We start from the raw sequence: 23,930 nt of genomic DNA on the forward strand, positions 1-23,930 counted from the left end.
TCATCCGCGGGCCTTGCCGGCGCTCTTCTTGGGCGTGGCCTTGGTCGCGGGCTTGGCCGATGTCTTGGCGGCCTTGGCAACCGGCGCACGCGCCTTGCTGGTGGAGTCTGATTTCGGCTTGGCCGCGGCCTTCTTGGCGACGGCCTTCTTCGCCGGCTTCGGAGAGTCGTCGTCGCCGCCGGCCTTCGGCTTGGCGGCCGCCTTGGGCTTTGCTGCCTTCTTTGCAGCCTTTGGCTTACCGCCGCCCTTGGCGGCGCGCTCGTCGATCAGGGCGATCGCCTCCGCAAGCGTGATCGTGTCCTTCTCCTTGTCGCCGGGGATGGTGGCGTTGACGCCACCGGCGGTGACATAGGCGCCGTAGCGGCCAGCCTTCACGGCGACCGGACCGAGCGACGGATGATCGCCCAGCGCCTTGCCGGGATCGGCGCCGAACCGCTTGCTCGGACCCTTGGCGACCTTCTCGGCGATCAAGGTGACCGCGCGGTTGAGGCCGATGTCGAACACCTCGTCGCCGGCCTCCAGGCTCGCATAGGTCTTGTCGTGCTTGACGAACGGCCCAAAGCGGCCGAGGCCCGCGGTGATCGGAAGACCCGTCTCCGGATGCTTGCCGATCTCACGCGGCAGCGACAACAGCTTCAGCGCCAGATCGAGATCGACGTCCGAGGGCTGCGTGCCCTTCGGAATGCCGGCGCGCTTCGGCTTCTCGCCCTCGGCATAGTCCTTCTGCTCGCCGAGCTGGATGTAGGGCCCGAACCGTCCCGCCTTGACGGCGACCTCGAGGCCGGAGTCCGGATCCTGGCCGAGCATGCGATCGGCCGCGGCCTCGCTGTCGGCCGCGAGCGGACGGGTGTAGCGGCACTCCGGATAGTTCGAGCAGCCGACGAAGGCGCCGAACTTGCCGGCCTTCAGATTGAGCCGGCCGGTGCCGCAGGTCGGGCACTGCCGGACGTCGCCGCCGTCCTCGCGCGGCGGATAGATGTGCGGGCCGAGCATCTCGTCGAGCGCGTCGAGCACCTGCGCCACGCGCAGATCCTTGATCTCGTCGACGGCGCCGATGAAGCCGGTCCAGAAATCCTTCAGGACCTGCTGCCAGGCGATCTCGTTGTTGGAGATGCGGTCGAGCTGCTCTTCCAGGTCCGCCGTGAAATCATACTCGACATAGCGGCGGAAGAAGTTTTCCAGGAACGCGATGACGACGCGGCCCTTGTCTTCGCCGTGCAGCCGCTTCTTCTCCAGCTTCACATAGCCGCGCGCCTTGAGCACATCGAGGATCGAGGCATAGGTCGACGGACGGCCGATGCCGAGCTCCTCCATGCGCTTGACCAGCGAGGCCTCGGAGAAACGCGGCGGCGGTTCGGTGAAGTGCTGGGTGACCGCGAGGTTCTGGCGCTTCAGCGCCTCGCCCTGGCTCATCTGCGGCAGCCGGCGGCTGTCCTCGTCCTCCTCGTCGTCGCGGCCTTCCTGATACAGCGCAAGGAAGCCGTCGAACTTGACGACCTGGCCGGTGGCGCGCAGCTCCAGGGTGCGGCCGCCTGCCTTTGCGGTGATGTCGACGGTGGTGCGCTCGAGCTCGGCGGATTCCATCTGGCTAGCGATGGTGCGGGTCCAGATCAGCTCGTACAGCTTGGCCTGGTCGTCATCGAGCCGCTTGCGCAGGTCGGCGGGCTTGCGCGAAAGATCGGTCGGGCGGATCGCCTCGTGGGCTTCCTGGGCGTTCTTGGCCTTGGTCTGGTACTGCCGCGGGCTGTCCGGCACGTATTTGTTGCCGTAGATCTCGCCGATCACCTTGCGCGCCTGGGTGATCGCGGAGCCGTCGATCTGCACGCCGTCGGTTCGCATATAAGTAATGAGACCGGTGGTCTCGCCGCCGATGTCGATGCCTTCATAGAGCCGCTGCGCGATGCGCATCGTATGCGCCGGCGCGAAGCCGAGCTTGCGGCTCGCTTCCTGTTGCAAGGTCGAGGTGGTGAACGGCGCCTGCGGATTGCGCCGCGCCGGCTTGGCGTCGACGGTCGCGACCGTATAGGTCGCCGCGTTCAGCGCGTTCTTGAAGTCCTCGGCTTCCGCACCGGTGCCGATGTCGAGCCGCTGGATCTTCTTGCCGTCGGCGCCGACGAGACGGGCTTCGAACGTGTCGCCGCGCGGCGTCGCCAGGGTGGCGATCAGCGACCAGTATTCGCGCGGGACGAACTTCTCGATCTCGAGCTCGCGGTCGCAGACCAGGCGCAGCGCCACCGACTGCACACGACCCGCGGAGCGGGCGCCGGGCAGCTTGCGCCACAGCACCGGGGAGAGGGTGAAGCCGACGAGGTAATCGAGCGCGCGGCGCGCCATGTAGGCGTCGACCAGCGCGCCGTCGATCTCGCGCGGATGCTTCATCGCGTCCGAGACGGCTTGCTTCGTGATAGCGTTGAACACGACGCGCTCGATCTTCTGATCCTTCAGCGCGCGCTTCTCTTTCAACACCTCCAGCACATGCCAGGAGATCGCCTCGCCCTCGCGATCAGGGTCGGTGGCGAGAATCAGGCGGTCGGCGCCCTTCACGGACTTGGCGATCTCGTTGAGTCGGCCCGCCGCCTTGGGGTCGACCTCCCAGATCATGCGGAAGTTTTCTTCCGGATCCACGGAACCGTTCTTCGCCGGGAGGTCGCGGACATGACCAAAAGAGGCCAGAACCTCGTAGGAGGAGCCCAGATACTTATTGATCGTCTTGGCCTTGGCAGGCGACTCCACGATGACGATATTCATGTATTTCCAATGGCTTAGTGGAAGGATTGAAGCCGGTTTCGCGGGATTCGCGGTGGGCTCGTTGACCCGAACATGGGTGGTGAGGGGGTTCCTGTCAAATCGCGCGGCGTTGAAAGTCGATTGCGTCTGGCCGGCGAAGTACCTATCAGGTTGTAGGGAGCGCTACTGGGACCGTGCTCGTTTTGCGATGATTTCCGTCAAAATCCCGACTTTGGATAAAGTTATTGACCAAGGAAGCGGACAAACGCGACCCAGATATAGAAGAGTCGGTGGAGGATCCCGATGCCGCGGCAGCTCTGATTGCCGAGGTCACGGCAAACCTGTCGGAGCTGGCCCAGCGGCATAACCTCGACATGCTCGACTATCTCTTGCGCATGGCAAACCTCGAGGCCGAAGAGCACCTCCGGCTTCGAAGCCGGCGCAGGCTGTCCTGATCTGCAGGGCCGCCAGATCTGCAGGCTTGCCTGATCGATCGGCTCAGCGCCCGGCCAGGGTGGTCTGCTCGGCCGTCAACGGCGTCCCGTCCTCGGCGGCCAGGAGAAGCTTGCGCACGGGCCGCCGGTTGACGCGGTCGACCAGCGTCGTGGTGATCTGCTCCGGGTGATCGTCGAACTCCTCGCTCCACTGACGCAGAGCGACAAGGATGGGAAACAGGCCGCGTCCCTTCGCTGTCAGCACATAGTCGTGATAGGCGCTGCCGTCATCGGCAGGCTCGATCGCGAGAATGCCGCGATCGACCAGCGCCCGCAGCCGTACCGTCAGGATGTTCTTGGCCAGTCCAAGGCTGCGCTGGAACGCGCTGAAGCGGCGGACGCCCAGAAACGCATCGCGGATGATGAGGAGCGACCACCAGTCGCCGATCGCATCCAGCGACCGGGCGATCGGGCAGGGATCTCCTTCCAGGCTCGTCCGCTTCACCACTCCAGGCTCCTTTTTGCCCCCCGGCCGGCTCGCGAGGCCGCAGGCGGCGAGCCATACCATGGTTTAGTTGCATGATAAAACCAGATCGCCTATGTGGTCTATAGTTTAATAATGCAACCACATGGAGGCGGGCGTGAGACTCGAGAACAAGACGGCTCTGATTACCGGCGGCAGCAGCGGGATCGGCTTTGCGACCGCCCAGCGGTTCGTCGCAGAGGGCGCCAAGGTCGCAATCACCGGGCGAGACGCGGGGCGCCTGGAGGCGGCGGCGCGGGACCTCGGGCCCAACGCCCTCGCGCTCGTGGCCGACGCAACGGATATCGCCGCGACCGAGGCGGCGATTGCCCGCACGTCGGAGCGATTTGGCAAGCTCGACATTTTGTTCGCCAATGCCGGGATTCCTGGGGCCACGCCGGCCGGCGCGACCAGGCTGGAGGTGTTCGAACAGGTGATCCGCACCAACCTCACCGGCGTGTTCTTCACGGTGCAGGCGGCGCTGCCGCACCTCAAGGATGGCGCGTCCATCATCCTGAACGGCTCGGTGATCTCGGTCCTCGGCAATCCCGGCTATTCGGCCTATGCCGCCAGCAAGGCCGGCGTTCGCGCCATGGCGCGGGTGTTGGCCTCCGAGTTGTCGCCGCGCGGCATTCGCGTCAACGTGGTCGCGCCTGGCGCGATCCGAACGCCCATCTGGGGCGCTGCTGTAGCAACACCGGAGGCCGAGAAGGCGTTCGAGGCGCGGATCGCGGCGACGACACCGCTCGGCCGGATCGGCGAGCCCGACCACATCGCCGGGACCGTGCTCTTCCTGGCGTCGGACGACGCCGCGCATATCCAGGGGCAGGAGCTGTTCGTCGACGGCGGCACCACGAGCTCGCCGGCGGGAGCGCCGATCTATCGGGGCTAGACGGCGGCTCGGAGGTCAGCGCCGCAGAGCAACGGGGACATCAGTGTTACCCTCCCCTGGAGGGGGAGGGTCGGCTCAGATGCGCAAAGCGCAGCTGAGCCGGGGTGGGGTGATCTCTCCACCTCCACCGGTTTCCGCGGCTTCACCCCACCCCGCTCGCTCGCTTCCCGCGCGATCGACCCTCCCCCTCCAGGGGAGGGTGAGACCACGAACGGGTCAGGCTGGCCCGGTGATGTCCGCGTCGCCTCAGGCCGCGAGACGGCCGGCTGTGTCGAGCGCATGGGCCAGCGCCTGCGCGCGGTGCTCCGGTCCCATCTGCACGCCATCGGCGGCAATGAAGGTGAGATCCTTCACGCCGATGAACCCGAAAACGCTGCGCAGATAGGTCTCGACATGCTCGAGGGCGGCCATCGGCGTTTCAGCACCGTAGCGGCCGCCGCGTGAGATCGCGACGATCACGCGCTTGTTGCCGGCGAGGCCCTCCGGGCCGTTCGGGCCGTATGTGAAGGTCTTGCCCGCCACCGCAATGCGGTCGATCCAGGCCTTGAGCTGGCTCGGCACCGAGAAATTGTACATTGGCGCGCCGATCACGACGATGTCGGCGCGGAGAAACTCGTCGAGAACCGCCTGGCCCGTGGCGACATCGGCGGCGATGGAGGGGTCCATGTCAGCCCCGCCACGCATCGTCGCGACGTGCGCGCCCGACAGATGCGCAAGCGGTGCCACGGCGATGTCGCGATAGGTCACGTCTAGCCCTGGCGTCATCTGGCGGACTCGCGCCACGATCGCGGCGGACACCTCGCGGCTGACGGAATTCGGGCCGAGCACGCTGGAATCGATGTGGAGCAGATGGGTCATAGGTCAGTTACCTTGGTATCGGTTTGTAACTGGCGCACTATGAGTGACTGTGCTGTAACCCCACAAGAACGCACATTCTTGAAACCCGGGCACATCCGTGACACCTCGTGACAGCGCTGATACCGACGCTCTGGCCGCTCCGGAGCACCATGACTGCCGCGGCGTCGCCGCGATCCTGGCCCGCGTCGGCGACAAATGGAGCGTGTTCGTCATCATGATGCTGCAGGACGGGCCGAAGCGCTTCAACGAGCTGAAGCGGCTCGTGGGCGGCATTTCACAGCGCATGCTGACCTTGACCCTGCGCGGTCTCGAACGCGACGGACTGGTGACGCGGACAGTGTTCCCAACCATTCCGCCACGGGTGGACTACGAGCTCACCGATCTCGGCCGCGGCCTGTCGCAGCCCGTGCAGGCGCTCGGGCACTGGGCGATCCAGCACCGGGAGCAGATCGAGCAGGCGCGCAGTCGCTTCGATTCACGCCGGGAGGCCGAGTGAGGAGCTAGCTCAAGGACACCATGCCGCCGCCGTGCCGCTCCAGCCGGCCCGCCAGCTCGAGTTCGAGCAGCACCGTGCGGAGCACCGCGGGCGACAGGCCGCTGATCCGGATCAGGTCGTCGATCGACACCGGCGTCGGGCCGAGCAGGCCCAGGATCTGCGCGCGGTCGTGGTGCTCCGGATCGGGCGCGAACAGCTCGTCGTCCGGTTCGCGCAGCGACAGCGGCAGCGGCCGCTCCAGGATCGGTCCGACGGCCTGGATGATGTCGGCGGCGTCGGTGACCAGTGTCGCCCCCTGCTTGATGAGATCATTGGTGCCGGCCGAACGCGGATCGAGCGGCGAGCCCGGCACGGCGAAGACTTCGCGGCCCTGTTCGCCGGCCATGCGGGCGGTGATCAGCGAGCCCGACTTATGAGCGGCCTCGACCACGACGACGCCGAGCGAGGCGCCGGAGATCAGCCGGTTGCGTCGGGGGAAATCGCGGGCGCGGGGCTCGTGACCGAGCGGCATTTCCGAGATGGCTGCGCCGCTGCCGCCGACGATGGCGCCGAGCAGATCGACATGCTCGGGCGGATAGATCCGGTCGTGGCCGCCGGCGAGCACGGCGACGGTGCCGCTCGCCAGTGACGCGCGATGCGCCGCCTGGTCGATGCCGCGCGCCAGGCCGGAGATGATGACGAAGCCGGCCTGGCCGAGCTGATGGGCGAGCTGGGCGGCGAATTTGAGCCCCGCTGCGGACGCGTTGCGCGAGCCGACGATGGCGATCATCGGACGCATCAGCGTCTCGCGGCGGCCGCGAATGCCGAGCAGCGGTGGCGCATCCTCGCAGGTGGCGAGGCGCGGCGGGTAGCCGTCCTCATCCGGGCCGCGCAGGTCGACGCCGTATCGTGTGCAGGCCTCGAGCTCGGCGTCGGCTTCGGCAGCCGTGCAGATCCGGCCGGACGTGGCGGCCCCGCCGCGGCGGGCGAGGTCCGGCAGGCGGTCGAGTGCGGCGCGGGCGCTGCCGAAATGGTCGAGCAGCGAGCGGAACGTTCGCGGGCCGACATTGTCGGAGCGGATCAGGCGCAGGCGGTCGCGCCGCTCGGTCTCGCTCAGCTCGATCGTCGTATTGATCGCGTCCACTCGGGGCCCCCCATGCAGAGGCGTCAGCATGGAGCAACCCGAGGGCGCAGGGAAGAGGGGACGCTACGCCGGAGCGACCTCGCGCGCCTGCTCGCCGGTCGCCACCGGCCGTTCGTCCGTGATGGCCGGCATTGTGCCCAGAGGGGCTTTGCGCAGCCAGCGGTCCGCGGCCTCGCGCCCGCGCTGATGCAGGGTCTCGATGAAGTCGCTGCCGAGATCGGTCGCGTCGCGCTGCGCCAGCGCCTCGATCGCCTCCTCGGCCGAGAGCTGGTGCACGCGCGGCGGATGCAGGCCGTCGCTGCGGGCCCATTCGAGCGCGGCGAGCTCGGCGTTCAGCACCGCGTTGGCGGCGATCTGGTCGAGGCGGCGATCGATCGCGGCCGAGGTCACGGGCACGTAGCTGTCGCGCGCCGGCGTGACCTGAACGACCAGCAGGTCGGCCGCGCTGGATTCATGCGCGATCTGGACCAGCGGCGGGTTGGCGCTGTAGCTGCCGTCCCAATAGGCGTCCTCGCCGATATCCACGGCGGCGTTGAGCTGCGCCGGGCACGTCGATGCCAGCAGCACGTCCGGCGTGATCCCGGCGTTGCGGAAGATCTGCGGGGAGCCGTCACGGACGCGGGTGGCCGAGACCAGCAGGCGAGGCGCGGCAGCGCTCTGCACCGCGTCGAAATCAATGGTCTCAAGCAGGATGTCACGCAGCGGATCGAGATCGAGCGGATCGGCCCGTCCGCCGCGCAGCCCCGGGCCGAAACAGACCGAGCTGCTCGCCGGAGAAAAGGCGCCGATCACCATCAGCGAGCGGAACGAGGCCTCGTCCATCAACCGCGTCCAGAACAGGCCGAGCCGGTTGCGGGCCTCGACGCGACCGCCTTTGGCCAGGCCGCTCGCCAGCAGCGCGGCGTTGACGGCGCCGGCGCTGGCCCCGCTGATCGTGTCGAAATCGCAGTTCGGTTCCTCCAGCAGGCGGTCGAGCACGCCCCAGGTGAAAGCGGAGAAGGTTCCGCCGCCCTGCAGCGCCAGCGACAGCTTGCGCGGCGGCCAGATCCGTGGCGGCGGTGGCAGCGTGGCGCTGGCGATCGTCTCGGCGAGCGAACGCTCGGTGGTCTCCGCCGCTTTCGGCTCGGTGATCGCGGCTGCGCTGGTGGTCGCGATCATCATCCCGACGACCGCGGCGGCGCTGTCCGACGGCGCGCTGGCCTCGGGCGTCACGAGAACCGCCGGGCTCTCGGCCACGGCGTCGACCGCGGCAACGATCGCTGTGGCTTGTGCCGGTTCGGCCGTCTTGCTGGTGGACGCGAACGGGTCGTCAGTCGACCAGATCTGAGCCGCGGAGAGGAGAACGCTGGCGCTCGAGCGGACGGGTGTGGACATTTGCTGCGCCGACTCCTCATCAGTGCGGTGATCGCGCGGAAGCAGCGAGCCGCTCGAATTGGTCTTGCGTTTTCAGATGCCGGAATCATGACAGGCAATCATGATTCACACCAGACTCTCTCGTTAACTTATTAGCTGATGATGTGGCGGTGTTGCGGCGCTGCCGCTTTCGGCAACGCGCGCGACACAGATTGCCCGTATTTGCCCGGAGTGATTACTTCTTCGCGCCGATCTTGCTCTCGGTGCCGGCCTGCAGGCGCTTGATGTTTTCGCGATGCATGTAAATCAGCAACAGCGTCAGCACGGCGAACAGCGCGGCGAGCGCGGTGTGGCCGAATGCCCACAGCACGATCGGAGTCAGCACGCTCGCGACGAGTGCAGCCAGCGATGAGTAGCGGAACGCGAACGCCGTCGCGAGCCAGACGAGACAGAAGAAGATCGCGCCCGGCCAGAACAGGCCGATCAGAATACCGATATAGACCGCGACGCCCTTGCCGCCGCGGAACTTCAGCCACACCGGGAACAAATGGCCGAGGAAGGCGCCGAGGCCCGCGATCATCGCGGCATTCGGCCCGCCGAGAGTGCCGCAGAGGATCACCGCGGCCGTGCCCTTGAGGGCATCGCCGAGCAGGGTCGCGGCGGCTAGCCCCTTGCGGCCCGTGCGCAGCACATTGGTGGCGCCGATGTTGCCGGAGCCGATGCTGCGCAGATCCTGCGTACCGGCGAGCCTTGTGAGGATCAGGCCGAACGGAATCGAGCCGAACAGATAGCCGATGATGAGGCCGACGGGCAGGAACACTTCGGATCCCATCACACCACTCCTTCTGCGCCAGGTTCTACACCAGGACGCGGGTCAGACATGTTCGAACACGGTGCGGCCGCCGACGATGGTGCGGACCACGCGGCCGGTGAAACGGGCCTCGTCGAACGGCGTGTTCTTGCACAGCGATTTGAGGTCGGCCGGATCGAGGATCCAGGGCACGTCCGGGTCGATCACGATGATGTCGGCCGGCGCGCCCGCGCGCAACGTGCCGCCGGGCAGGCCAAGCAGTTCCGCAGGGCGCGTGGACATCGCGCGGATCAAGGTGGTCCAGCTCAATTCGCCGCTGTGCACCAGCCGCAGCGAGGCCGCGAGCATCGTCTCCAAGCCGACCGCGCCGCTGGCGGCCTCCGCGAACGGCAGCCGCTTGACCTCGACGTCCTGCGGATTGTGGTCGGACATGATGACGTCGATCAGGCCGGAGGCCAGCGCCTCGACCAGCGCGCGGCGGTCGACCTCGGTGCGCAGCGGCGGCGTCAGCTTGAGGAAGGTGCGGTAGGGACCGATGTCGTTCTCGTTGAGCGTGACATGGTTGATCGACACCGAGGCGCTCACCGACAGGCCCGCATCGCGCGCGCGCTTGAGGATGTCGAGCGAGTCGACCGAGCTCAGCGCGGCCGCGTGATAGCGGCCCTTGGTCAGCGCCACCAGGCGCATGTCGCGCTCGAGCACCACGGCTTCCGCGGCTGGAGGAATGCCGGAGAGGCCGAGACGCGAGGCGAACTCGCCCTCGTTCATGACGCCTTCGCCGACGAGGTGGGGATCCTCGGTGTGATGCACGATCAGGGCATCGAAATCGCGGGCATAGGTCAGCGCGCGGCGCATCACCTGGGCGTTCATCACGCTGGTATGGCCGTTGGAGAAGGCGACTGCGCCGGCGGCGCGCAAGAGGCCGATCTCGGTCATCTCCTCGCCGCGCAGGCCCTTGGTCAGCGCGGCCATCGGCTGGATGTTGACGATCGCGGTGTCGCGGGCGCGGCGCAGCACGAAGTCGACGGTCGCCGAATTGTCGATCACCGGCTCGGTGCCGGGCTGGCAGATGATGGTGGTGATGCCGCCGGTCGCGGCGGCCTGGCTTGCGGTCGCGAACGTCTCGCGATGGCCGAGGCCGGGTTCGCCGACGAACGCGCAGATGTCGATCAGCCCGGGCGCGACGATCTTGCCGGCGCAGTTGATGACGTCGGTTCCTTCCGGCACGCCGGCGGCGCCGATGCCGCGCTTGAGGTCGCGGATCACGCCATCGGCGATCAGCACGTCACCGGGACCATCGATGTCGCGGGAGGGATCGATGACGCGCGCGTTGGCGAGCAGGATCGGGCGGCGATCGGTCAGCATGTCGTTTCGTCCCGACTATCAAGCATTGGGTAGGTTGCGGGCCAGCGCCTCGAGCACGGCCATGCGCACGGCAACCCCCATTTCGACCTGTTCCCGGATCAGCGACTGCGCGCCGTCGGCGACGATGGAGTCGATCTCGACGCCGCGATTCATCGGCCCGGGATGCATCACCAGCGCATCCGGCTTGGCGTAAGCGAGCTTCTTCTGGTCGAGGCCGAAATACTGGAAATATTCCGACGAGGACGGCACGAAGGAGCCGTTCATGCGCTCGCGCTGCAGGCGGAGCATCATCACGATGTCGGCACCGTTGAGCCCCTCGCGCATGTCGCGCGCGACCTCGACGCCCATCCGCTCGATGCCCGGCGGCAACAGCGTGGAGGGCGCGACGACGCGGACGCGCGCGCCCATCGTGTTCAAGAGCAGGATGTTGGAGCGCGCGACGCGCGAATGCAGCACGTCGCCGCAGATCGCGATGACGAGGCCTTCGATGCGGCCCTTGTTGCGGCGAATGGTCAGCGCGTCGAGCAGCGCTTGCGTGGGATGCTCATGCGCGCCGTCGCCGGCATTGATCACGGAGCCGTCGACCTTGCGCGCCAGCAGCTCGACCGCGCCGGAGGCGTGATGGCGGACCACCAGGATGTCCGGATGCATCGCGTTGAGCGTGACCGCAGTGTCGATCAGGGTCTCGCCCTTCTTGATCGACGAGGACGACACCGACATGTTCATGACGTCGGCGCCGAGCCGCTTGCCGGCCAGCTCGAACGAGGATTGCGTCCGGGTCGAGGCCTCGAAGAACAGGTTGACCTGGGTCCGGCCGCGCAGCACGGTGCGCTTCTTGTCGACCTGACGATTCAGTTCGACATATTCCTCGGACAGATCGAGGAGACCGGTGATGTCGTGGGCGGAAAGGCCCTCGATTCCCAGCAAATGCCGGTGCCCGAGGACGAAAGTCGATTTCGGTGAGGTTGCCATTAAAGCCAGAGCTATAGGGGCGGTTTCCGCGAGGGGCAAGGCCGAAAGCCGGGGTTCCGAGTTATCCCCCGTTCCCTCAGGTGATACCGCAAGGCGCGCCCAGACCGCCTTGCGAAGGGTCTGGATTGCGGGAGGCGCGCTGCTGCGCTTGATTGCCATCCTGCTGGCCGGGCTCGTGCCGGCCGCGGCCGAGCCGCTGCCGGGGGACTTCGTCTATCTGCGGGACGTCGATAGCAGCATCGCACAGGACATCCGCTATGCCGGCGCCAACAATTTCGTCGGCCGTCCACTGAAGGGGTACGAGGCCGCCGAATGCGTCGTCACGCGCGACGTCGCGCGGCGCCTCAAGGCGATCCAGGCCGAGCTGCGGCCGCGCGGCCTGTCGCTGAAGATGCTCGACTGCTACCGGCCGGCACGCGCGGTCGCGGACATGCTGGCGTGGTCGCAGGATGGGACGCAGAGCGCGGCCGGCCGGCGCTACAATCCTGCAATCGCCAAGTCGGATCTGTTCCGGCTCGGTTACATCGCCGCGCGCTCCAGCCATTCCACGGGCGCCGCGCTCGACCTCACGCTGATGGAGCTCGCGGCCGACACGGGTGTGGCGTTCGATCCTGCAAAGGACTACGCGGACTGCACGGCGCCGGCGGCGCTGCGTGCGCCGGAGGGCAGCGTCGACATGGGAACCGGCTTCGATTGTTCCGACATCAAGTCGCATACCGCCGCCCGCGGCCTGACGCCGGAGCAGCGGCGCTGGCGCAACGAACTCGTGACCGCCATGGCGCGGCAAGGGTTTGTGAACTATGCGAAGGAGTGGTGGCACTTTTCGCTGCCGGGCACGGGCGCGACCACCTATGATTTTCCCATTCGGCCGCGCCGATGATCTGTCGTTTCAGGGTACGGCCATGACCCAGCCATCGTTCGAGACCCACGAGGTCTTCAACCAGTCGCCGCCATTCGAGGACATCAACCTGTTCGCGGCCGACCGGCCGCTGATGGCGGCCGTCAACGCACATGGCGGCGCCGAAGCCGCGCCGGAGCTCAATTCGTTCGGCGCGTTGTGGGGCTCGGCCGAGATGGCGGAGCAGGGCCGGCTCGCCAACGAGACCACGCCGAAGCTGCGCAGCTTCGACGCCAAGGGCTTTCGCCGCGACGTGGTCGAGTTTCATCCGGCCTATCATCGGATGATGACGCACTCGATCGCGGCCGGCCTGCACAATTCGACATGGAGCGCCCAAGGCAAGCCGGCCGGCGGCAATTCGGAGGTCGTGCGCGCGGCGAAGTTCTACATCGCCTCGCAGGTCGAGAGCGGACATCTGTGCCCGATCACGATGACGCGCGCTTCGGTCGCGGCGCTGGCGGCGCAGCCCGATCTGCTGGCGCGGGCCATGCCTGTCATCGCCACACACGACTACGATCCGGCCTTTGCGCCGTGGTGGCAGAAGCGCGGCATCACGCTCGGCATGGGCATGACCGAGAAGCAGGGCGGCACCGATGTACGCGCCAACATGACGCGTGCCGAGCGCACGGCCGATGGCTACCGCATCACCGGCCACAAATGGTTCATGTCGGCGCCGATGTGCGACGCCTTCCTGGTGCTGGCGCAGGCCGAGGGCGGCCTGACCTGTTTCTTCATGCCGCGCTTTACACCGGACGGCGCAGTCAATGCGCTGCGCTTCCAGCGCCTCAAGGACAAGCTCGGCAATCGCTCCAATGCCTCCTCCGAGGTGGAGTTCGCGGGCGCCTACGCCGAGCGCGTCGGCGACGAGGGCAGGGGTGTCAGCACCATCATCCAGATGGTGCAATTGACGCGGCAGGATTGCGCGATCTCCTCCGCCGGCCTGATGCGCTCGGGGCTGGCCCATGCGCTCCACCACGCGCGCCATCGCAGTGTGTTTCAGAAGCATCTCGCCGACCAGCCGCTGATGCAGGCGGTGCTCGCCGACATGGCCGTTCACGTCGAGGCCACGGTGGCGCTGGTGATGCGGCTGTGCCGCGCCTTCGATCGCGCACTCGAAGACGCGTCGGAGGCGGCCTACATGCGGCTGCTGACGCCGGCGATCAAATACTGGGTCTGCAAAAGCGCGCCGGCCTTCCTCTACGAGGCGATGGAATGCCTCGGCGGCAATGGCTATGTCGAGGACGGCATTCTCGCGCGACACTTCCGGGAGTCGCCGGTCAACGCGATCTGGGAAGGCTCGGGCAACGTGATGTGCCTCGACGTGCTGCGCGCGTTGGCGCGCGAGGCCGAGGCCGCCGCCGCCGTCCTGACGAACCTGGCCGACGAGACGCGTGGTCTGCCCGGCGCGGCCGAGGCGGTCGCCGCGATCGGCCAGGCCTTCCGGCGCGGCGACAGCGAGCGTGTGGCGCGGCTTGCGGTCGAAAAGCTGGCGCTGCTGGCGGCTGCCGCCGCGTTGAACCGTGTCACCCCGGTTCACGCGGAATTGTTCGCTGCCACGCGGCTCGGCGCTGTTCATCCGAGCATGTACGGCGCCGTCGATCTCGACCCGACTCATATCCGTGCCTTACTGGAGCGCGCGCTGCCTTGACCGATACGCCCGAAGCCTCCGCCCTGGATTCTCTCGATCCGGCTCATCCGCCCCAGCGGGTCGCGCCTGCGCAGCATCAGCCGCGCACGCTCGGCTTCTGGCGGACCTTGCTGTGGGGCCTCCTGATCATCGTCGTCTTCTTCATCGGCCAGTTGACGCCGATCGGCTATTTCCTGCTGCGGCATGAGGGCCCGATCGACAGCCTGCCTCAGTTCGAGGCGGCGATGATCCAGATCGCGAGCCGCTCGCTGACAGTCTCCCTGTCGGCGATCATGGGCGTGCCGGCGATCCTGATCCCGATCTATTTCGCCATCCGTCACACCCGCATGTCGTTCGTCGACTATCTCGGCCTGCGCTGGACAACCTGGAAGAATTTCGCCTTTGGCGTGATCGGGATGGTCGTGATCCTCGGATGCTGGGAGCTGGCGACGCAACTGGCCGGGCATGAGGAAAAATCATCGAGCTTCATGGTCGATCTGCTGAAGACCGCCAGGGGCGACGGCGTCGTCTGGCTGCTGGTCATCGCCTTCTGCGTCGCGGCGCCGGTGTCGGAAGAGCTGATGGCGCGCGGCTTTCTCTATCGCGGCTGGTCGGACTCTTTTCTGCGGGTCCCCGGGGCGATCCTGCTGTCTTCCGCCGTCTGGACGATCCTGCATCTGCAATACGACTGGTTCGCCCTGCTGAACGTGTTTTCGCTGGGCGTGTGGTTCGGCTATCTGCGCTCCCGCACCCACTCCCTTTATCTGACCATGGTGCTGCACGGCCTCAACAATCTCGCGGCCACGATCCAGACGATGTGGCTGGCGAGCGGCCATGGCTGAACTGAGAACGCGAATCCGCTCATTGTCCCTGCCGGCCTTTCACGCGATCATCATCCGCGAGAAGCGGGGATGAATGATGACTGATGCCGTTCGCGTGACCAAGGCGCCACGCACCTGGTACTTTTTCGGCACCCTGGGCTTCACGTTGCTCGCCACCGTGGCGGCCTTGCTCGGCGGATTCGTCGTTCTCTTCGTCTTGTTGATGGTCAACCAGACCCAAGCCGATGGGGCCGTTGCGCAGATCACCAGTCAGGTCTCGTGGAAGACCGCAGCGTGGATCGGCAACTTTCCCGGCGAGCTTGCGGTGATCTGGCTCGCGGTGCGCTTGGCGCGGCGGCGCTTCTCCGAATATCTGGCCCTGCGCTGGCCGATGGCGCAAGAACTCGTCCTCACTCTGCTGATCATGTTGGTCGCCATCCACATCGTCAGCTTGATTGGACATGCGCTGGGCAAGTCGCTGGATGCCGGCATCGTTGCCGAATTCGGTCGCGCGCGCCGCGACGGTCCGCTGATTTTGTTCCTCTTCCTGGCGACGGTTTGCATCGGAGCGCCGATCTTGGAAGAGTTCTTGGTCCGCGGCTTCATGTTGCGCGGCTGGTCGGAGTCGTTTCTGCGGCCCGGCGGCGCGATCGTGCTCACCTCGGCCTTCTGGGCCATTTGCCATGTCCATTATGATTGGTTTGGCATGTTCGAGATCTTCGTGATGGGGCTCTTGCTCGGCTATTGCCGCATTCGCAGTGGCTCAACCTGGCTCACCGTCGTCGCGCACTCCGCCAACAACGTCTATTCGTATGTGGTGGTCGGCCTGCTCACCTAGCCGCCACCGGCCAGCGCGATGAAGGCCGGCATCGTCAGCGCGGCAAGCACGGTCTGCAGCGAGATGATCTGCGCCAGCAGCGGCGCGTCGCCGCCCATCTGCTTGGCCAGCACATAGGCGCTCGGCGACGTCGGCACCGCCGCGCAGATCGCGACTACGACGAGGCTCGGGCCGCTGACGCCGAACCATTGCGCGAGGCCGATCGCCAGGATCGGCATCAGCACCAGCTTGAGCACGACTCCGAGTGCCGCGGCCGCGCCGGCGCGCCGCAGCCCCTCGAAGTGCAGGCCGGCGCCGGTCACCAGCAGGCCGATCGGCAGCGACGCCTGGCCGAGCGCGTCGGCGGCATCGTGCCAGAGTTTCGGCAGGGGCATGTGGACGATGTTCAGGGCGAGCCCGATGACACAGGCCCAGATCAGCGGATTGCGAAGGATCGTGGCGGCGATCTCGCGCATCGAACGACGGTCCGGCGAGGCATAGTGCGCAAGCACGGCCACGCTGAAGACGTTGACCATCGGAATGATCGCGATCATTCCGACCGAGGCCACCGCGAGCCCTGTCGGACCGAACAGGCTGCGCGAGACGCCGAGGGCGACATAGGTCTGCCAGCGTGTCGCGCCCTGGAAGATGGACGTGAAGGCCGGGCCGTCGATGCCCGAGCGCGCGAGCAGGGGGCGCAGCGCGAGGCAGAGCGCGGACATCGCCAGCATCGCCAGGAACAGGGCGCCGCCGATCCCTGCGACCGGCACCTGGCTGAGATCGGCCTTGACCAGGCTCTGCAGCAGCAGAGCAGGGAACAGGACATAATAAGTCAGCCGCTCCAGCCCGTGCCATTGCGAGTCCAGGCGGATGAGGCTGCGCCGCAGACCGAAGCCGATGACGATCAGCAGGAAGACCGGCGCCAGCGCGGCAATGACGGGACTCATCGGTCAGCGGCCGGACTGGCGCAACGTCGCGAGCCGGTCGAGCGCGCCCTGCAGGATGAAGATCGCCGCATGGGTATCGATCACCTCGGCGCGCCTGGCGCGGCTGACATCCATGCCGATCAGCTCGCGCTCGACGGCGGCCGTCGACAGCCGCTCGTCCCAAAGCCCGATCGGCAGGTCGGTGAGGCCTGCGAAATTGCGCGCGAAGGCGCGGGTCGACTGCGCCCGCGGCCCCTCGCTGCCGTCCATGTTGATGGGAAGGCCGAGCACGAAGCCGACCACCTTGCGCTCCGTCGACATGGCGAGCAGCCGTGCGGCATCCGCCTTGAAGGCCTTGCGCTGGATGGTCTCGACGCCGGTGGCGAGCCGGCGATCGGGATCGGACACGGCGACGCCGATGGTCTTGGTGCCGAGATCGAGGCCGACGAGCGCGCCGCGCTCGGGCCAGCGCTCGGCGGCTTCGATGAGGGGGAGGATGGGAGCGGGCATGGCGCGGCGCTTAGCACGCGCCATGCCCGGGAGGCAAAGCCGTTACCTAGCGGATCGCGATCGGGTTGATGTTGCCCTGCACGCCGCCGCGCCAGCGCGGCTGGCCCAGCACGAACAGGAACTCGTAGCCCTTGTCCTTGGCGAGATCGGCCGTGTTCATGTTTTCGAGGATATAGGTCCCGTTCATGGCGAGCAGGATCTGGTGGACCTCGAAGACGTTCTGGGACTCGAACGGCAGGACCTCGAGACCCCACGTGTCGGCGCCGATCGCGACCACCCCCTTGGAGGTGAGGTACTTGGCGCCGTCGACGCCGAGACCCGGCTCGCCCGCGCCGTAGCGCTTGTCGTCCTTGCCGACGAGGCTGAGCCAGCCGGTGTGGAAGATCACGATATCGCCCTGGCGGATCTCGACGCCCTGTTTCTTGGCGGCCTCGTCGATCTCCTTGGAATTGAAGGCGGTGCCCTCCTTGACGACGTCGGTGTTGTAGTAGGCGGCCATGTCGAGCAGCACGCCCCGGGCCACCAGCGGCGGCACCTTTTCGATGCCGAGCTTCTTCAGGCCGGTCGGATCGGCGAAATCGGCGACCTTGTTGCCGTTGTAGTAGACGTGCTCGACCCCGAGATGGCCGAGGCCGTCGAGCTGGCTGCCGACGCCGACCCAGCCCTCGATGATATCGTCATTGTAGGTCGCCTTGTTGGGACCAAGGCCGGGATTGCCGGCCTGGCCCGGCTGCACGACGGTGACCTTGAACGATCGCGGCGGATAGGCCGGGGTCTTGGAATCGATGATCATCCCGAGCGGGTAGGTCTTGCCGGTCTTCACCAGCGAGGCCGCCTTCACCACGAGCTCCGGCGTGATGTAGTTGGCGGCGCCGATCTCGTCGTTCGGCCCCCATTTCGACTTCGTCCACTCTGCGGGCTTGTCCTGAGCAGTCGCCGTCCCGATCGCTCCCATCAAGGCAATCGAGCAGCACAACACGAACGCGTTGCGCATCGCATTTCCTCCGACATTTTGACGTTTGTTGGTTTTCGCGCTGGCCAGCGCCGCATCCTAACGTAGGGCAGGAGCGTGCGACAAAGCGTTTTTCGGCCGCGTGCGCTGCACAGCGCCCGAACGTCGCATCGGTCGAAATGGCCGGGCTTCACCGAGGTGCCGGATCATTTCGTACCAAGGAATGTGCCGCGCGCCAGCAAGGGCGTGCACAATCTCTGGGCGAGCCGAGTCACGCCGCGATGTCGCGATCCCCGCGGCCAAAGCCTTCCATGAAGGCGGACAAGGCGCTGCTGCGATGACCGGCGCGGCGATGGATGAAGAGCGTCTCGACCTGGGCATGGGATGGATCGAGCGTGTGCAGTCCGATGCTGCCGCTCATCTCGTGTCGCATAACCACGGCGCGCGGCAGCAACGCGACGCCCATGCCGGCAGCCACGCAGCCGATCATGCCGTCGAGCGTGCCGAGCTCGATGCGGGCCGCCGCCGGCCAGCCGAACGCGTTGAAGACCTGCTCCAGCCGCTGCCGGTAGGTGCAACCGGTTCTGAACACCAGCGCCGTCGGCCCTGACGCCGTTGTCGCCGCGCGCAGGGCGGATAGGCTATCGAAGCGACGGGCCGTCACCAGCACGAGCTCTTCCTCGAAGGCGATCAAGCCGGTGAGATCGGGATGGTCGATCGGTCCGGCAACGAAGGCGCCATCGAGCGTCCCGTCGAGCACGCCGGCGACGAGCTCGGCCGTCGGCGCCGTGCGCAGGTTCAAGGCGACGGCAGGGAAGCGGCGGTGAAAGTCCGCAAGACGCGTCGGCAGGCGCACCGCGGCGGTGGTCTCCATCGAGCCGATCATGAGCGATCCGTTCGGCTCGCCGTCGTCGCGCGCGGCGAGCACGGCTTCGCGCGACATGGCCGCAAGGCGATCGGCGTAGGGCAGCAGGCGTTGTCCCGCGCCGGTCAAGGTCATGCCGCGGCTGTGGCGTTCGAACAGCGCCGTGCCGATCTCGGCTTCCAGCGCCTTGATGCGCTGCGTGACATTGGACTGGACGGTGTTCAGGATTTCGGCGGCGCGTGTGATGCCGCCGGTGCGGGCCACGGCGGCGAAGGTCTGCAGGTCGCTCAGTTCCACAGCCGCTCTCCGTTTTGAATCTGCGATGGCAGAGTTCTCAACTATTCATTTTGTGAGAATGCTAACCGCGCCTAGGGTTCGCGTCCAGACACCAGGGAAGGGCAGATGCTGAGAACGCCGCTGACGGAAAAGCTCGGCACGATCCATCCGATCCTGCTGGCGCCGATGGACCTGATCGCCGATGCGCGGCTGGTGCGCGCGGTCAGCGAAGCCGGCGGCTTGGGTATTCTCGGTGGCGGCTACGGCGACCGCGTCTGGCTTGCGCAGGAAACGGCCAAGCTCAAGCGCCTGAGTGCGCCGTTCGGCATTGGCTTCATTACCTGGTCGCTGGCCCGGCGGCCGGAGCTGCTCGACATCGCGCTGGCGGCGAAGCCTGCGGCGGTGATGCTGTCCTTCGGCGATCCCGAGCGCTTCGCACCCGCTATCAAGCAGGCCGGAGCACTCTTGATATGCCAGGTGCAGGACGAAGCGATGGCGAAGCAGGCGCTCGCCGCGGGAGCCGACATCCTGGTCGCGCAAGGAACCGAAGCCGGCGGCCATGGCGCCTCGCGAACCACGCTCGACATCTTGCCTGCGATCGTCGACCTCGCGGCGGGGCGCGTGCCGGTGGCGGCGGCCGGTGGTCTCGCGGATGGCCGTGGCCTTGCCGCGATGCTCACGCTCGGCGCCGATGGCGTGCTGCTCGGCACGCGGTTCTATGCCAGCCAGGAAGCCGCGGGCGCCGCAGACGCGAAGCGGCGCATCTGCGCTGCGAAATCCGGCGAGACGGTTCGCGGCATCATCTTCGATCTGTCGCGCAACAATGTCTGGCCGGCGCCGTTCACAGGACGATGCCTGATCAACGACCATGCGCGGCGCTGGATGGGGCGGGAGGTCGAATTGCTGCAGCAGGTCGAGCGCGTGTCGGCCGACTATGTGACGGCAAGGGCCGAGGGCAATTTCGATGTCGCCGCCGTCATCGCAGGCGAGGCGGTCGGCCTGATCCATGATATCCCGCCGGCCGGCGAGATCGTCGAGCGGATCGTCGGCGAGGCCACCCGGATCCTGCAGGGGCGGCGCAACGCGACCTGGCTGCCGCGCAACGAAGAAGAGTGAGGTGAACCATGTGGCCCGATCGCCGCTTCCTGGATCTCGTCAAGACCGAACACCCGATCGTGCTCGCCCCGATGGCCGGCGTGATGGATGCCGATCTCGTCATCGCCGTCGCGCAAGGTGGCGGCCTCGGCTCGCTGCCCTGTGCCATGCTGAGCGCCGACAAGGCCCGCGAACAGGTCAACATCATCCGCCAGCGCGTCTCCGCGCCGATCAATGTGAACTTCTTCTGCCATACCCCGGTGGAGGCGGATGCCGTCCGCGAGGCCGGCTGGAAGCAGCGGCTCGGCGCTTACTACAAGGAGTATGGCGTGGATCCGGCGGCGCCGGTCACGGCCGCCAACCGCGCGCCGTTCGACGCGGCGATGTGCGCCGTCGTCGAGGAGTTGAGGCCGGAGATCGTCAGCTTTCATTTCGGCCTGCCGGAGGCCGGCCTGCTGGCGCGGGTCAAGGCCACCGGGGCGATCGTGATGGCCTCCGCAACGGTCGTGCGCGAGGCGGTGTGGCTGGAACGGAACGGCGCCGACGTCATCATCGCGCAAGGCGCGGAGGCGGGCGGTCATCGCGGCATGTTCCTGACCGACAAGCTCGCCGAGCAGGTCGGCACGTTTGCGCTGGTGCCCCAGATCGTGGATGCGGTGAAGCTGCCCGTCATCGCCGCCGGCGGCATTGCGGACGCGCGCGGTATCGCCGCGGCGTTCGCGCTCGGCGCCTGCGGTGTTCAGATCGGCAGCGCCTTTCTGCGCTGCCCGGAATCCAAGGTCAGCGCGATCGCGCGCGCCGCGCTCGCGTCCGCCAATGACGAATCGACCGTGATCACCAATGTAATGACCGGGCGGCTCGCGCGCGGCGTCGCCAACCGGGTGATGCGCGAGGTCGGGCCGGTCTCGCCGGATGCGCCGGCGTTCCCGCATGCCGCGACCGCGCTCGGCCCGCTCAAGGCCGCCGCGGAGAAGCAGGGCAAGGTCGATTTCACCAATCTCTGGGCCGGGCAGGCGCTGCCGCTGGGCCGCGAGATCCCGGCGGCCGAGCTGACGCGGACGCTGGCCGAACAGGCGCTGGCGCGCCTTGCGCGGATGGCGGGCTGACGCCAAACGGAGACCTCGAGGGCGGGCACGGCCTCCGGAAAGTCCGGAGCCTGCCGGTTGCGGCGCGAAACCGGGCTCTGCTATAGGGCGGGTTCACCTTGTCCCGTGAGGCCCTATATAATGTCGGTCGATGCCGCCACCGTCCGCCGGATCGCGCAATTGGCGCGGATCGCTGTCACTGACGCCGAAGTCCCGCATCTGCAGGGCGAGCTCAATGCGATGCTGGCATTCGTCGAGCAGTTGTCGGAGGTCAATGTCGAGGGTGTCGAGCCGATGACCTCGGTGACCCCGATGGCGATGAAGAAGCGCCAGGATGTCGTCACGGAGGGCGACATCGCCGACGACATCGTCAAGAACGCGCCGGAGACCGAGAACAACTTCTTCCTGGTGCCGAAGGTGGTGGAATAGCCCGGGCAGCTCGATGGCGTGCGCTGGTCGCGCGATCTGCTCCTCAAACCGACAAGCGAGCCAACGCCGATGTGCCTGCTCTGCGACGATGAAGCGGCCTATAAGGCCTACATGGACTACCTCGACGCGATGGAGCGGCAGGGCAAGGCCGCCGATCCGGACAAGACCGTCAACGAGATTCTGGACCAGCTCGAAGCGGCCAATGCCGACAAGGCCAATACCACCAAGGCGAAGACGAACAAGTTCTTCGCCGACGATGCCGCCGACGACAAGACGCTTTCCCCCTTCTTCTGCAGCCCGATCAACAAATGACCGATTTGACTTCGATGACGCTCGCCGAGGCCCGCAAGGGCCTCGCGGACAAGACTTTCACGTCGCTCGAGCTGACCGACGCCCATCTCAAGGCGATGGAGGAGGCGCGGGCGCTCAATGCCTTCGTGATGGAGACGCCGGACCAGGCGCGCGCGATGGCGCGCGAGGCCGACGCCAAGATCGGCAAGGGCGAGGGCGGACCGCTCGCCGGCATTCCGCTCGGGATCAAGGACCTGTTCGCGACCAAGGACGTCCGCACCACGGCGTGCTCGAAGATCCTCGGCAATTTCGTGCCGACCTATGAGTCGACCGTGACCTCGCAGCTGTGGCGCGACGGCGCGGTCATGCTCGGCAAGCTCAACAATGACGAGTTCGCGATGGGCTCGTCGAACGAGACCTCGTATTTCGGCCCGGTCGGCAACCCCTGGCGCCGCGAGGGCTCCAACACCACGCTGGTGCCGGGCGGCTCGTCCGGTGGCTCGGCCTCGGCGGTGGCGGCGCTGCTCTGCATGGGCGCGACGGCGACCGACACCGGTGGCTCGATCCGCCAGCCCGCGGCGTTCACCGCCACCGTCGGCATCAAGCCGACCTATGGCCGCTGCTCGCGCTGGGGCATCGTCGCCTTCGCCTCGTCGCTCGACCAGGCCGGGCCGATTGCGCGCTCGACCCGTGACGCCGCCATCCTGCTGCGCTCGATGGCCGGGCACGATCCGAAGGACACGACCTCGGTCGATCTCCCCGTGCCGGATTATGAGGCCGCCATCGGCAAGTCGGTGAAGGGCATGAAGATCGGCATTCCCAAGGAGTATCGTCTCGACGGCATGCCGGCCGAGATCGAAAAGCTCTGGAGCGAGGGCGCGGCGTGGCTCAAGGCGGCCGGCGCCGAGCTGGTCGAGGTGTCGCTGCCGCACACCAAATACGCGCTCCCGGCGTATTACATCGTGGCGCCGGCGGAGGCGTCCTCGAACCTCGCCCGCTACGACGGCGTCCGCTACGGCCTGCGCGTGCCCGGCAAGTCGATCGGCGAGCTGTACGAGAACACCCGCGCCGAAGGGTTCGGCGCCGAGGTGCGGCGCCGCGTCATGATCGGGACCTATGTGCTGTCGGCCGGCTATTACGACGCCTATTACATCCGGGCGCAGAAGGTCCGGACCCTGATCAAGAAGGATTTCGAGGACTGCTTCGCGCAAGGGGTCAATGCGATCCTGACGCCGGCGACGCCGTCGGCTGCCTTCGGCATCGGCGAGAAGGGCGGCGCCGACCCGGTCGAGATGTATCTCAACGACATCTTCACGGTGACCGTGAACATGGCCGGCCTGCCGGGCATCGCGGTGCCCGCCGGCAAGGACGCGCAGGGACTGCCGCTCGGGCTGCAGCTGATCGGCCGTCCGTTCGACGAGGAAACGCTGTTCTCGCTCGGCGAGGTCATCGAGCAGGCGGCGGGCCGCTTCACGCCCGTTCGGTGGTGGTGAGCGCCGCCGGCTTCAAGACGAGCCTCGCGGGCGATAAGCCCGCGGCCGGGCTCACGCCCGTGCTGACCGGCCTGTGGTGGCTGGCGAAGGGCGACTGGGACCGGGCGCACCGGATCATTCAGGACGAGACCGGCCGCGACGCGGCCTGGGCGCACGCGCATCTGCACCGCGTCGAGGGTGACCTCGGCAATGCGGCCTATTGGTACCGCCAGGCCGGGCAGCCGGTCGCGACCGATGCGTTGGATATCGAATTCGAGCGGATCGTCTCCGCGCTGATGGGGAGTTGAGGGC

At 67.2% G+C, this 23,930-nt stretch carries 25 protein-coding genes; 13 read left to right on the forward strand and 12 right to left on the reverse strand.

What is annotated here, in order from left to right; genetic code table 11:
* Nucleotides 1–2,748, reverse strand: a complete 2,748-nt coding sequence (topA, locus tag ACQR0Z_RS22295) for a type I DNA topoisomerase (protein ID WP_434920050.1) — start codon at nt 2,746–2,748, stop codon at nt 1–3.
* A 224-nt stretch (nt 2,749–2,972) separates the two neighbouring features.
* On the opposite strand from topA, the gene ACQR0Z_RS22300 reads away from it, so the two are divergent.
* On the forward strand, nt 2,973–3,182 hold the full coding sequence (locus ACQR0Z_RS22300; protein WP_434861694.1) for a hypothetical protein: 210 nt from the start codon (nt 2,973–2,975) through the stop codon (nt 3,180–3,182).
* Between the two features lie 43 nt (nt 3,183–3,225).
* Here ACQR0Z_RS22300 and ACQR0Z_RS22305 read toward each other — a convergent pair whose 3' ends face one another.
* A complete protein-coding gene (locus tag ACQR0Z_RS22305; RefSeq protein WP_434920051.1) occupies nt 3,226–3,669 on the reverse strand; it encodes a winged helix-turn-helix transcriptional regulator in 444 nt (147 codons plus the stop codon).
* Nucleotides 3,670–3,802: 133 nt separating this feature from the next.
* Here ACQR0Z_RS22305 and ACQR0Z_RS22310 point away from each other — a divergent pair, with 133 nt between their 5' ends.
* Complete coding sequence (locus ACQR0Z_RS22310) at nt 3,803–4,576, forward strand: SDR family NAD(P)-dependent oxidoreductase (protein WP_434920052.1); 774 nt, start codon at nt 3,803–3,805, stop codon at nt 4,574–4,576.
* Nucleotides 4,577–4,822: 246 nt separating this feature from the next.
* On the opposite strand, the gene ACQR0Z_RS22315 is transcribed toward ACQR0Z_RS22310, so the two are convergent.
* Complete coding sequence (locus ACQR0Z_RS22315; protein ID WP_434920053.1) at nt 4,823–5,434, reverse strand: FMN-dependent NADH-azoreductase; 612 nt, start codon at nt 5,432–5,434, stop codon at nt 4,823–4,825.
* A gap of 97 nt (nt 5,435–5,531) precedes the next feature.
* Here ACQR0Z_RS22315 and ACQR0Z_RS22320 point away from each other — a divergent pair, with 97 nt between their 5' ends.
* Nucleotides 5,532–5,930 (forward strand): winged helix-turn-helix transcriptional regulator, encoded by a 399-nt coding sequence (locus tag ACQR0Z_RS22320; protein WP_434920054.1) that lies wholly within the window; start codon nt 5,532–5,534, stop codon nt 5,928–5,930.
* Nucleotides 5,931–5,934: 4 nt separating this feature from the next.
* On the opposite strand, the gene dprA is transcribed toward ACQR0Z_RS22320, so the two are convergent.
* From dprA to ACQR0Z_RS22345, 5 genes are all read right to left on the reverse strand, one after another.
* Entirely contained in the window at nt 5,935–7,053 is a 1,119-nt protein-coding gene (gene dprA, locus ACQR0Z_RS22325; RefSeq protein ID WP_434920055.1) for a DNA-processing protein DprA, read from the reverse strand.
* A 63-nt stretch (nt 7,054–7,116) separates the two neighbouring features.
* Nucleotides 7,117–8,427: a patatin-like phospholipase family protein gene (locus ACQR0Z_RS22330; protein ID WP_434920056.1), complete on the reverse strand. Its 1,311-nt coding sequence runs from the start codon at nt 8,425–8,427 to the stop codon at nt 7,117–7,119.
* A 214-nt stretch (nt 8,428–8,641) separates the two neighbouring features.
* Complete coding sequence (gene plsY, locus ACQR0Z_RS22335) at nt 8,642–9,238, reverse strand: glycerol-3-phosphate 1-O-acyltransferase PlsY (RefSeq protein WP_434920057.1); 597 nt, start codon at nt 9,236–9,238, stop codon at nt 8,642–8,644.
* Between the two features lie 42 nt (nt 9,239–9,280).
* Nucleotides 9,281–10,582: a dihydroorotase gene (locus tag ACQR0Z_RS22340; RefSeq protein WP_434861702.1), complete on the reverse strand. Its 1,302-nt coding sequence runs from the start codon at nt 10,580–10,582 to the stop codon at nt 9,281–9,283.
* Between the two features lie 18 nt (nt 10,583–10,600).
* Nucleotides 10,601–11,554 (reverse strand): aspartate carbamoyltransferase catalytic subunit, encoded by a 954-nt coding sequence (locus ACQR0Z_RS22345; RefSeq protein ID WP_008964907.1) that lies wholly within the window; start codon nt 11,552–11,554, stop codon nt 10,601–10,603.
* Between the two features lie 109 nt (nt 11,555–11,663).
* Between ACQR0Z_RS22345 and ACQR0Z_RS22350 the strand changes: the two genes are divergently transcribed.
* The 4 genes from ACQR0Z_RS22350 (at nt 11,664) to ACQR0Z_RS22365 (ending at nt 15,738) form a co-directional block, all read left to right on the forward strand.
* Entirely contained in the window at nt 11,664–12,434 is a 771-nt protein-coding gene (locus ACQR0Z_RS22350) for a M15 family metallopeptidase (RefSeq protein ID WP_434920058.1), read from the forward strand.
* Between the two features lie 22 nt (nt 12,435–12,456).
* Nucleotides 12,457–14,100 carry an acyl-CoA dehydrogenase family protein gene (locus ACQR0Z_RS22355; RefSeq protein WP_434920059.1) on the forward strand — a complete coding sequence of 548 codons (1,644 nt, stop codon included), beginning with the start codon at nt 12,457–12,459 and terminating at the stop codon, nt 14,098–14,100.
* Complete coding sequence (locus ACQR0Z_RS22360) at nt 14,097–14,921, forward strand: CPBP family intramembrane glutamic endopeptidase (RefSeq protein WP_434920060.1); 825 nt, start codon at nt 14,097–14,099, stop codon at nt 14,919–14,921. The genes ACQR0Z_RS22355 and ACQR0Z_RS22360 overlap by 4 nt, the downstream gene beginning before the upstream one ends.
* Before the next feature lie 73 nt (nt 14,922–14,994).
* Complete coding sequence (locus tag ACQR0Z_RS22365) at nt 14,995–15,738, forward strand: CPBP family intramembrane glutamic endopeptidase (protein WP_434920061.1); 744 nt, start codon at nt 14,995–14,997, stop codon at nt 15,736–15,738.
* Here the strand turns inward: ACQR0Z_RS22365 and ACQR0Z_RS22370 are convergent.
* From ACQR0Z_RS22370 to ACQR0Z_RS22385, 4 genes are all read right to left on the reverse strand, one after another.
* On the reverse strand, nt 15,735–16,664 hold the full coding sequence (locus ACQR0Z_RS22370; RefSeq protein WP_434920062.1) for an AEC family transporter: 930 nt from the start codon (nt 16,662–16,664) through the stop codon (nt 15,735–15,737). The genes ACQR0Z_RS22365 and ACQR0Z_RS22370 overlap by 4 nt on opposite strands.
* 3 nt (nt 16,665–16,667) lie before the next feature.
* Complete coding sequence (ruvX, locus tag ACQR0Z_RS22375) at nt 16,668–17,153, reverse strand: Holliday junction resolvase RuvX (protein ID WP_434920063.1); 486 nt, start codon at nt 17,151–17,153, stop codon at nt 16,668–16,670.
* Nucleotides 17,154–17,199: 46 nt separating this feature from the next.
* A complete protein-coding gene (locus tag ACQR0Z_RS22380; protein WP_434920064.1) occupies nt 17,200–18,147 on the reverse strand; it encodes a cyclase family protein in 948 nt (315 codons plus the stop codon).
* 229 nt (nt 18,148–18,376) lie between these two features.
* Nucleotides 18,377–19,267 (reverse strand): LysR substrate-binding domain-containing protein, encoded by an 891-nt coding sequence (locus tag ACQR0Z_RS22385; RefSeq protein WP_434920065.1) that lies wholly within the window; start codon nt 19,265–19,267, stop codon nt 18,377–18,379.
* A gap of 105 nt (nt 19,268–19,372) precedes the next feature.
* On the opposite strand from ACQR0Z_RS22385, the gene ACQR0Z_RS22390 reads away from it, so the two are divergent.
* From ACQR0Z_RS22390 to ACQR0Z_RS22415, 6 genes are all read left to right on the forward strand, one after another.
* Nucleotides 19,373–20,362 (forward strand): NAD(P)H-dependent flavin oxidoreductase, encoded by a 990-nt coding sequence (locus ACQR0Z_RS22390; protein WP_434920066.1) that lies wholly within the window; start codon nt 19,373–19,375, stop codon nt 20,360–20,362.
* Nucleotides 20,363–20,370: 8 nt separating this feature from the next.
* Nucleotides 20,371–21,447, forward strand: coding sequence for an NAD(P)H-dependent flavin oxidoreductase (locus ACQR0Z_RS22395; RefSeq protein WP_434920067.1), 1,077 nt, complete (start codon nt 20,371–20,373; stop codon nt 21,445–21,447).
* Between the two features lie 120 nt (nt 21,448–21,567).
* Nucleotides 21,568–21,855: an Asp-tRNA(Asn)/Glu-tRNA(Gln) amidotransferase subunit GatC gene (gene gatC / locus ACQR0Z_RS22400; RefSeq protein WP_434920068.1), complete on the forward strand. Its 288-nt coding sequence runs from the start codon at nt 21,568–21,570 to the stop codon at nt 21,853–21,855.
* Nucleotides 21,856–21,924: 69 nt separating this feature from the next.
* A complete protein-coding gene (locus ACQR0Z_RS22405) occupies nt 21,925–22,167 on the forward strand; it encodes a hypothetical protein (RefSeq protein WP_434920215.1) in 243 nt (80 codons plus the stop codon).
* Entirely contained in the window at nt 22,164–23,639 is a 1,476-nt protein-coding gene (gene gatA / locus ACQR0Z_RS22410; protein ID WP_434920069.1) for an Asp-tRNA(Asn)/Glu-tRNA(Gln) amidotransferase subunit GatA, read from the forward strand. The genes ACQR0Z_RS22405 and gatA overlap by 4 nt, the downstream gene beginning before the upstream one ends.
* Complete coding sequence (locus ACQR0Z_RS22415) at nt 23,630–23,926, forward strand: hypothetical protein (RefSeq protein WP_434920070.1); 297 nt, start codon at nt 23,630–23,632, stop codon at nt 23,924–23,926. The genes gatA and ACQR0Z_RS22415 overlap by 10 nt, the downstream gene beginning before the upstream one ends.
* The last annotated feature ends 4 nt before the right edge of the window (nt 23,927–23,930 follow it).

The sequence above is a fragment of the Bradyrhizobium sp. HKCCYLS3077 genome (assembly GCF_051167555.1).
GTDB lineage: Bacteria > Pseudomonadota > Alphaproteobacteria > Rhizobiales > Xanthobacteraceae > Bradyrhizobium.

Coding starts and splice junctions, on each gene's coding strand:
- ACQR0Z_RS22340 (WP_434861702.1), bottom strand. CDS start 10,582: ATGCTGACCGATCGCCGCCCGATCCTGCTCGCCAACGCGCGCGTCATC.
- ACQR0Z_RS22405 (WP_434920215.1), top strand. CDS start 21,925: ATGTGCCTGCTCTGCGACGATGAAGCGGCCTATAAGGCCTACATGGAC.
- ACQR0Z_RS22365 (WP_434920061.1), top strand. CDS start 14,995: ATGATGACTGATGCCGTTCGCGTGACCAAGGCGCCACGCACCTGGTAC.
- ACQR0Z_RS22390 (WP_434920066.1), top strand. CDS start 19,373: ATGCTGAGAACGCCGCTGACGGAAAAGCTCGGCACGATCCATCCGATC.
- plsY (WP_434920057.1), bottom strand. CDS start 9,238: ATGGGATCCGAAGTGTTCCTGCCCGTCGGCCTCATCATCGGCTATCTG.
- ACQR0Z_RS22395 (WP_434920067.1), top strand. CDS start 20,371: ATGTGGCCCGATCGCCGCTTCCTGGATCTCGTCAAGACCGAACACCCG.
- ACQR0Z_RS22370 (WP_434920062.1), bottom strand. CDS start 16,664: ATGAGTCCCGTCATTGCCGCGCTGGCGCCGGTCTTCCTGCTGATCGTC.
- ACQR0Z_RS22345 (WP_008964907.1), bottom strand. CDS start 11,554: ATGGCAACCTCACCGAAATCGACTTTCGTCCTCGGGCACCGGCATTTG.
- ACQR0Z_RS22380 (WP_434920064.1), bottom strand. CDS start 18,147: ATGCGCAACGCGTTCGTGTTGTGCTGCTCGATTGCCTTGATGGGAGCG.
- ruvX (WP_434920063.1), bottom strand. CDS start 17,153: ATGCCCGCTCCCATCCTCCCCCTCATCGAAGCCGCCGAGCGCTGGCCC.
- gatC (WP_434920068.1), top strand. CDS start 21,568: ATGTCGGTCGATGCCGCCACCGTCCGCCGGATCGCGCAATTGGCGCGG.
- ACQR0Z_RS22315 (WP_434920053.1), bottom strand. CDS start 5,434: ATGACCCATCTGCTCCACATCGATTCCAGCGTGCTCGGCCCGAATTCC.
- gatA (WP_434920069.1), top strand. CDS start 22,164: ATGACCGATTTGACTTCGATGACGCTCGCCGAGGCCCGCAAGGGCCTC.
- ACQR0Z_RS22330 (WP_434920056.1), bottom strand. CDS start 8,427: ATGTCCACACCCGTCCGCTCGAGCGCCAGCGTTCTCCTCTCCGCGGCT.
- topA (WP_434920050.1), bottom strand. CDS start 2,748: ATGAATATCGTCATCGTGGAGTCGCCTGCCAAGGCCAAGACGATCAAT.
- ACQR0Z_RS22355 (WP_434920059.1), top strand. CDS start 12,457: ATGACCCAGCCATCGTTCGAGACCCACGAGGTCTTCAACCAGTCGCCG.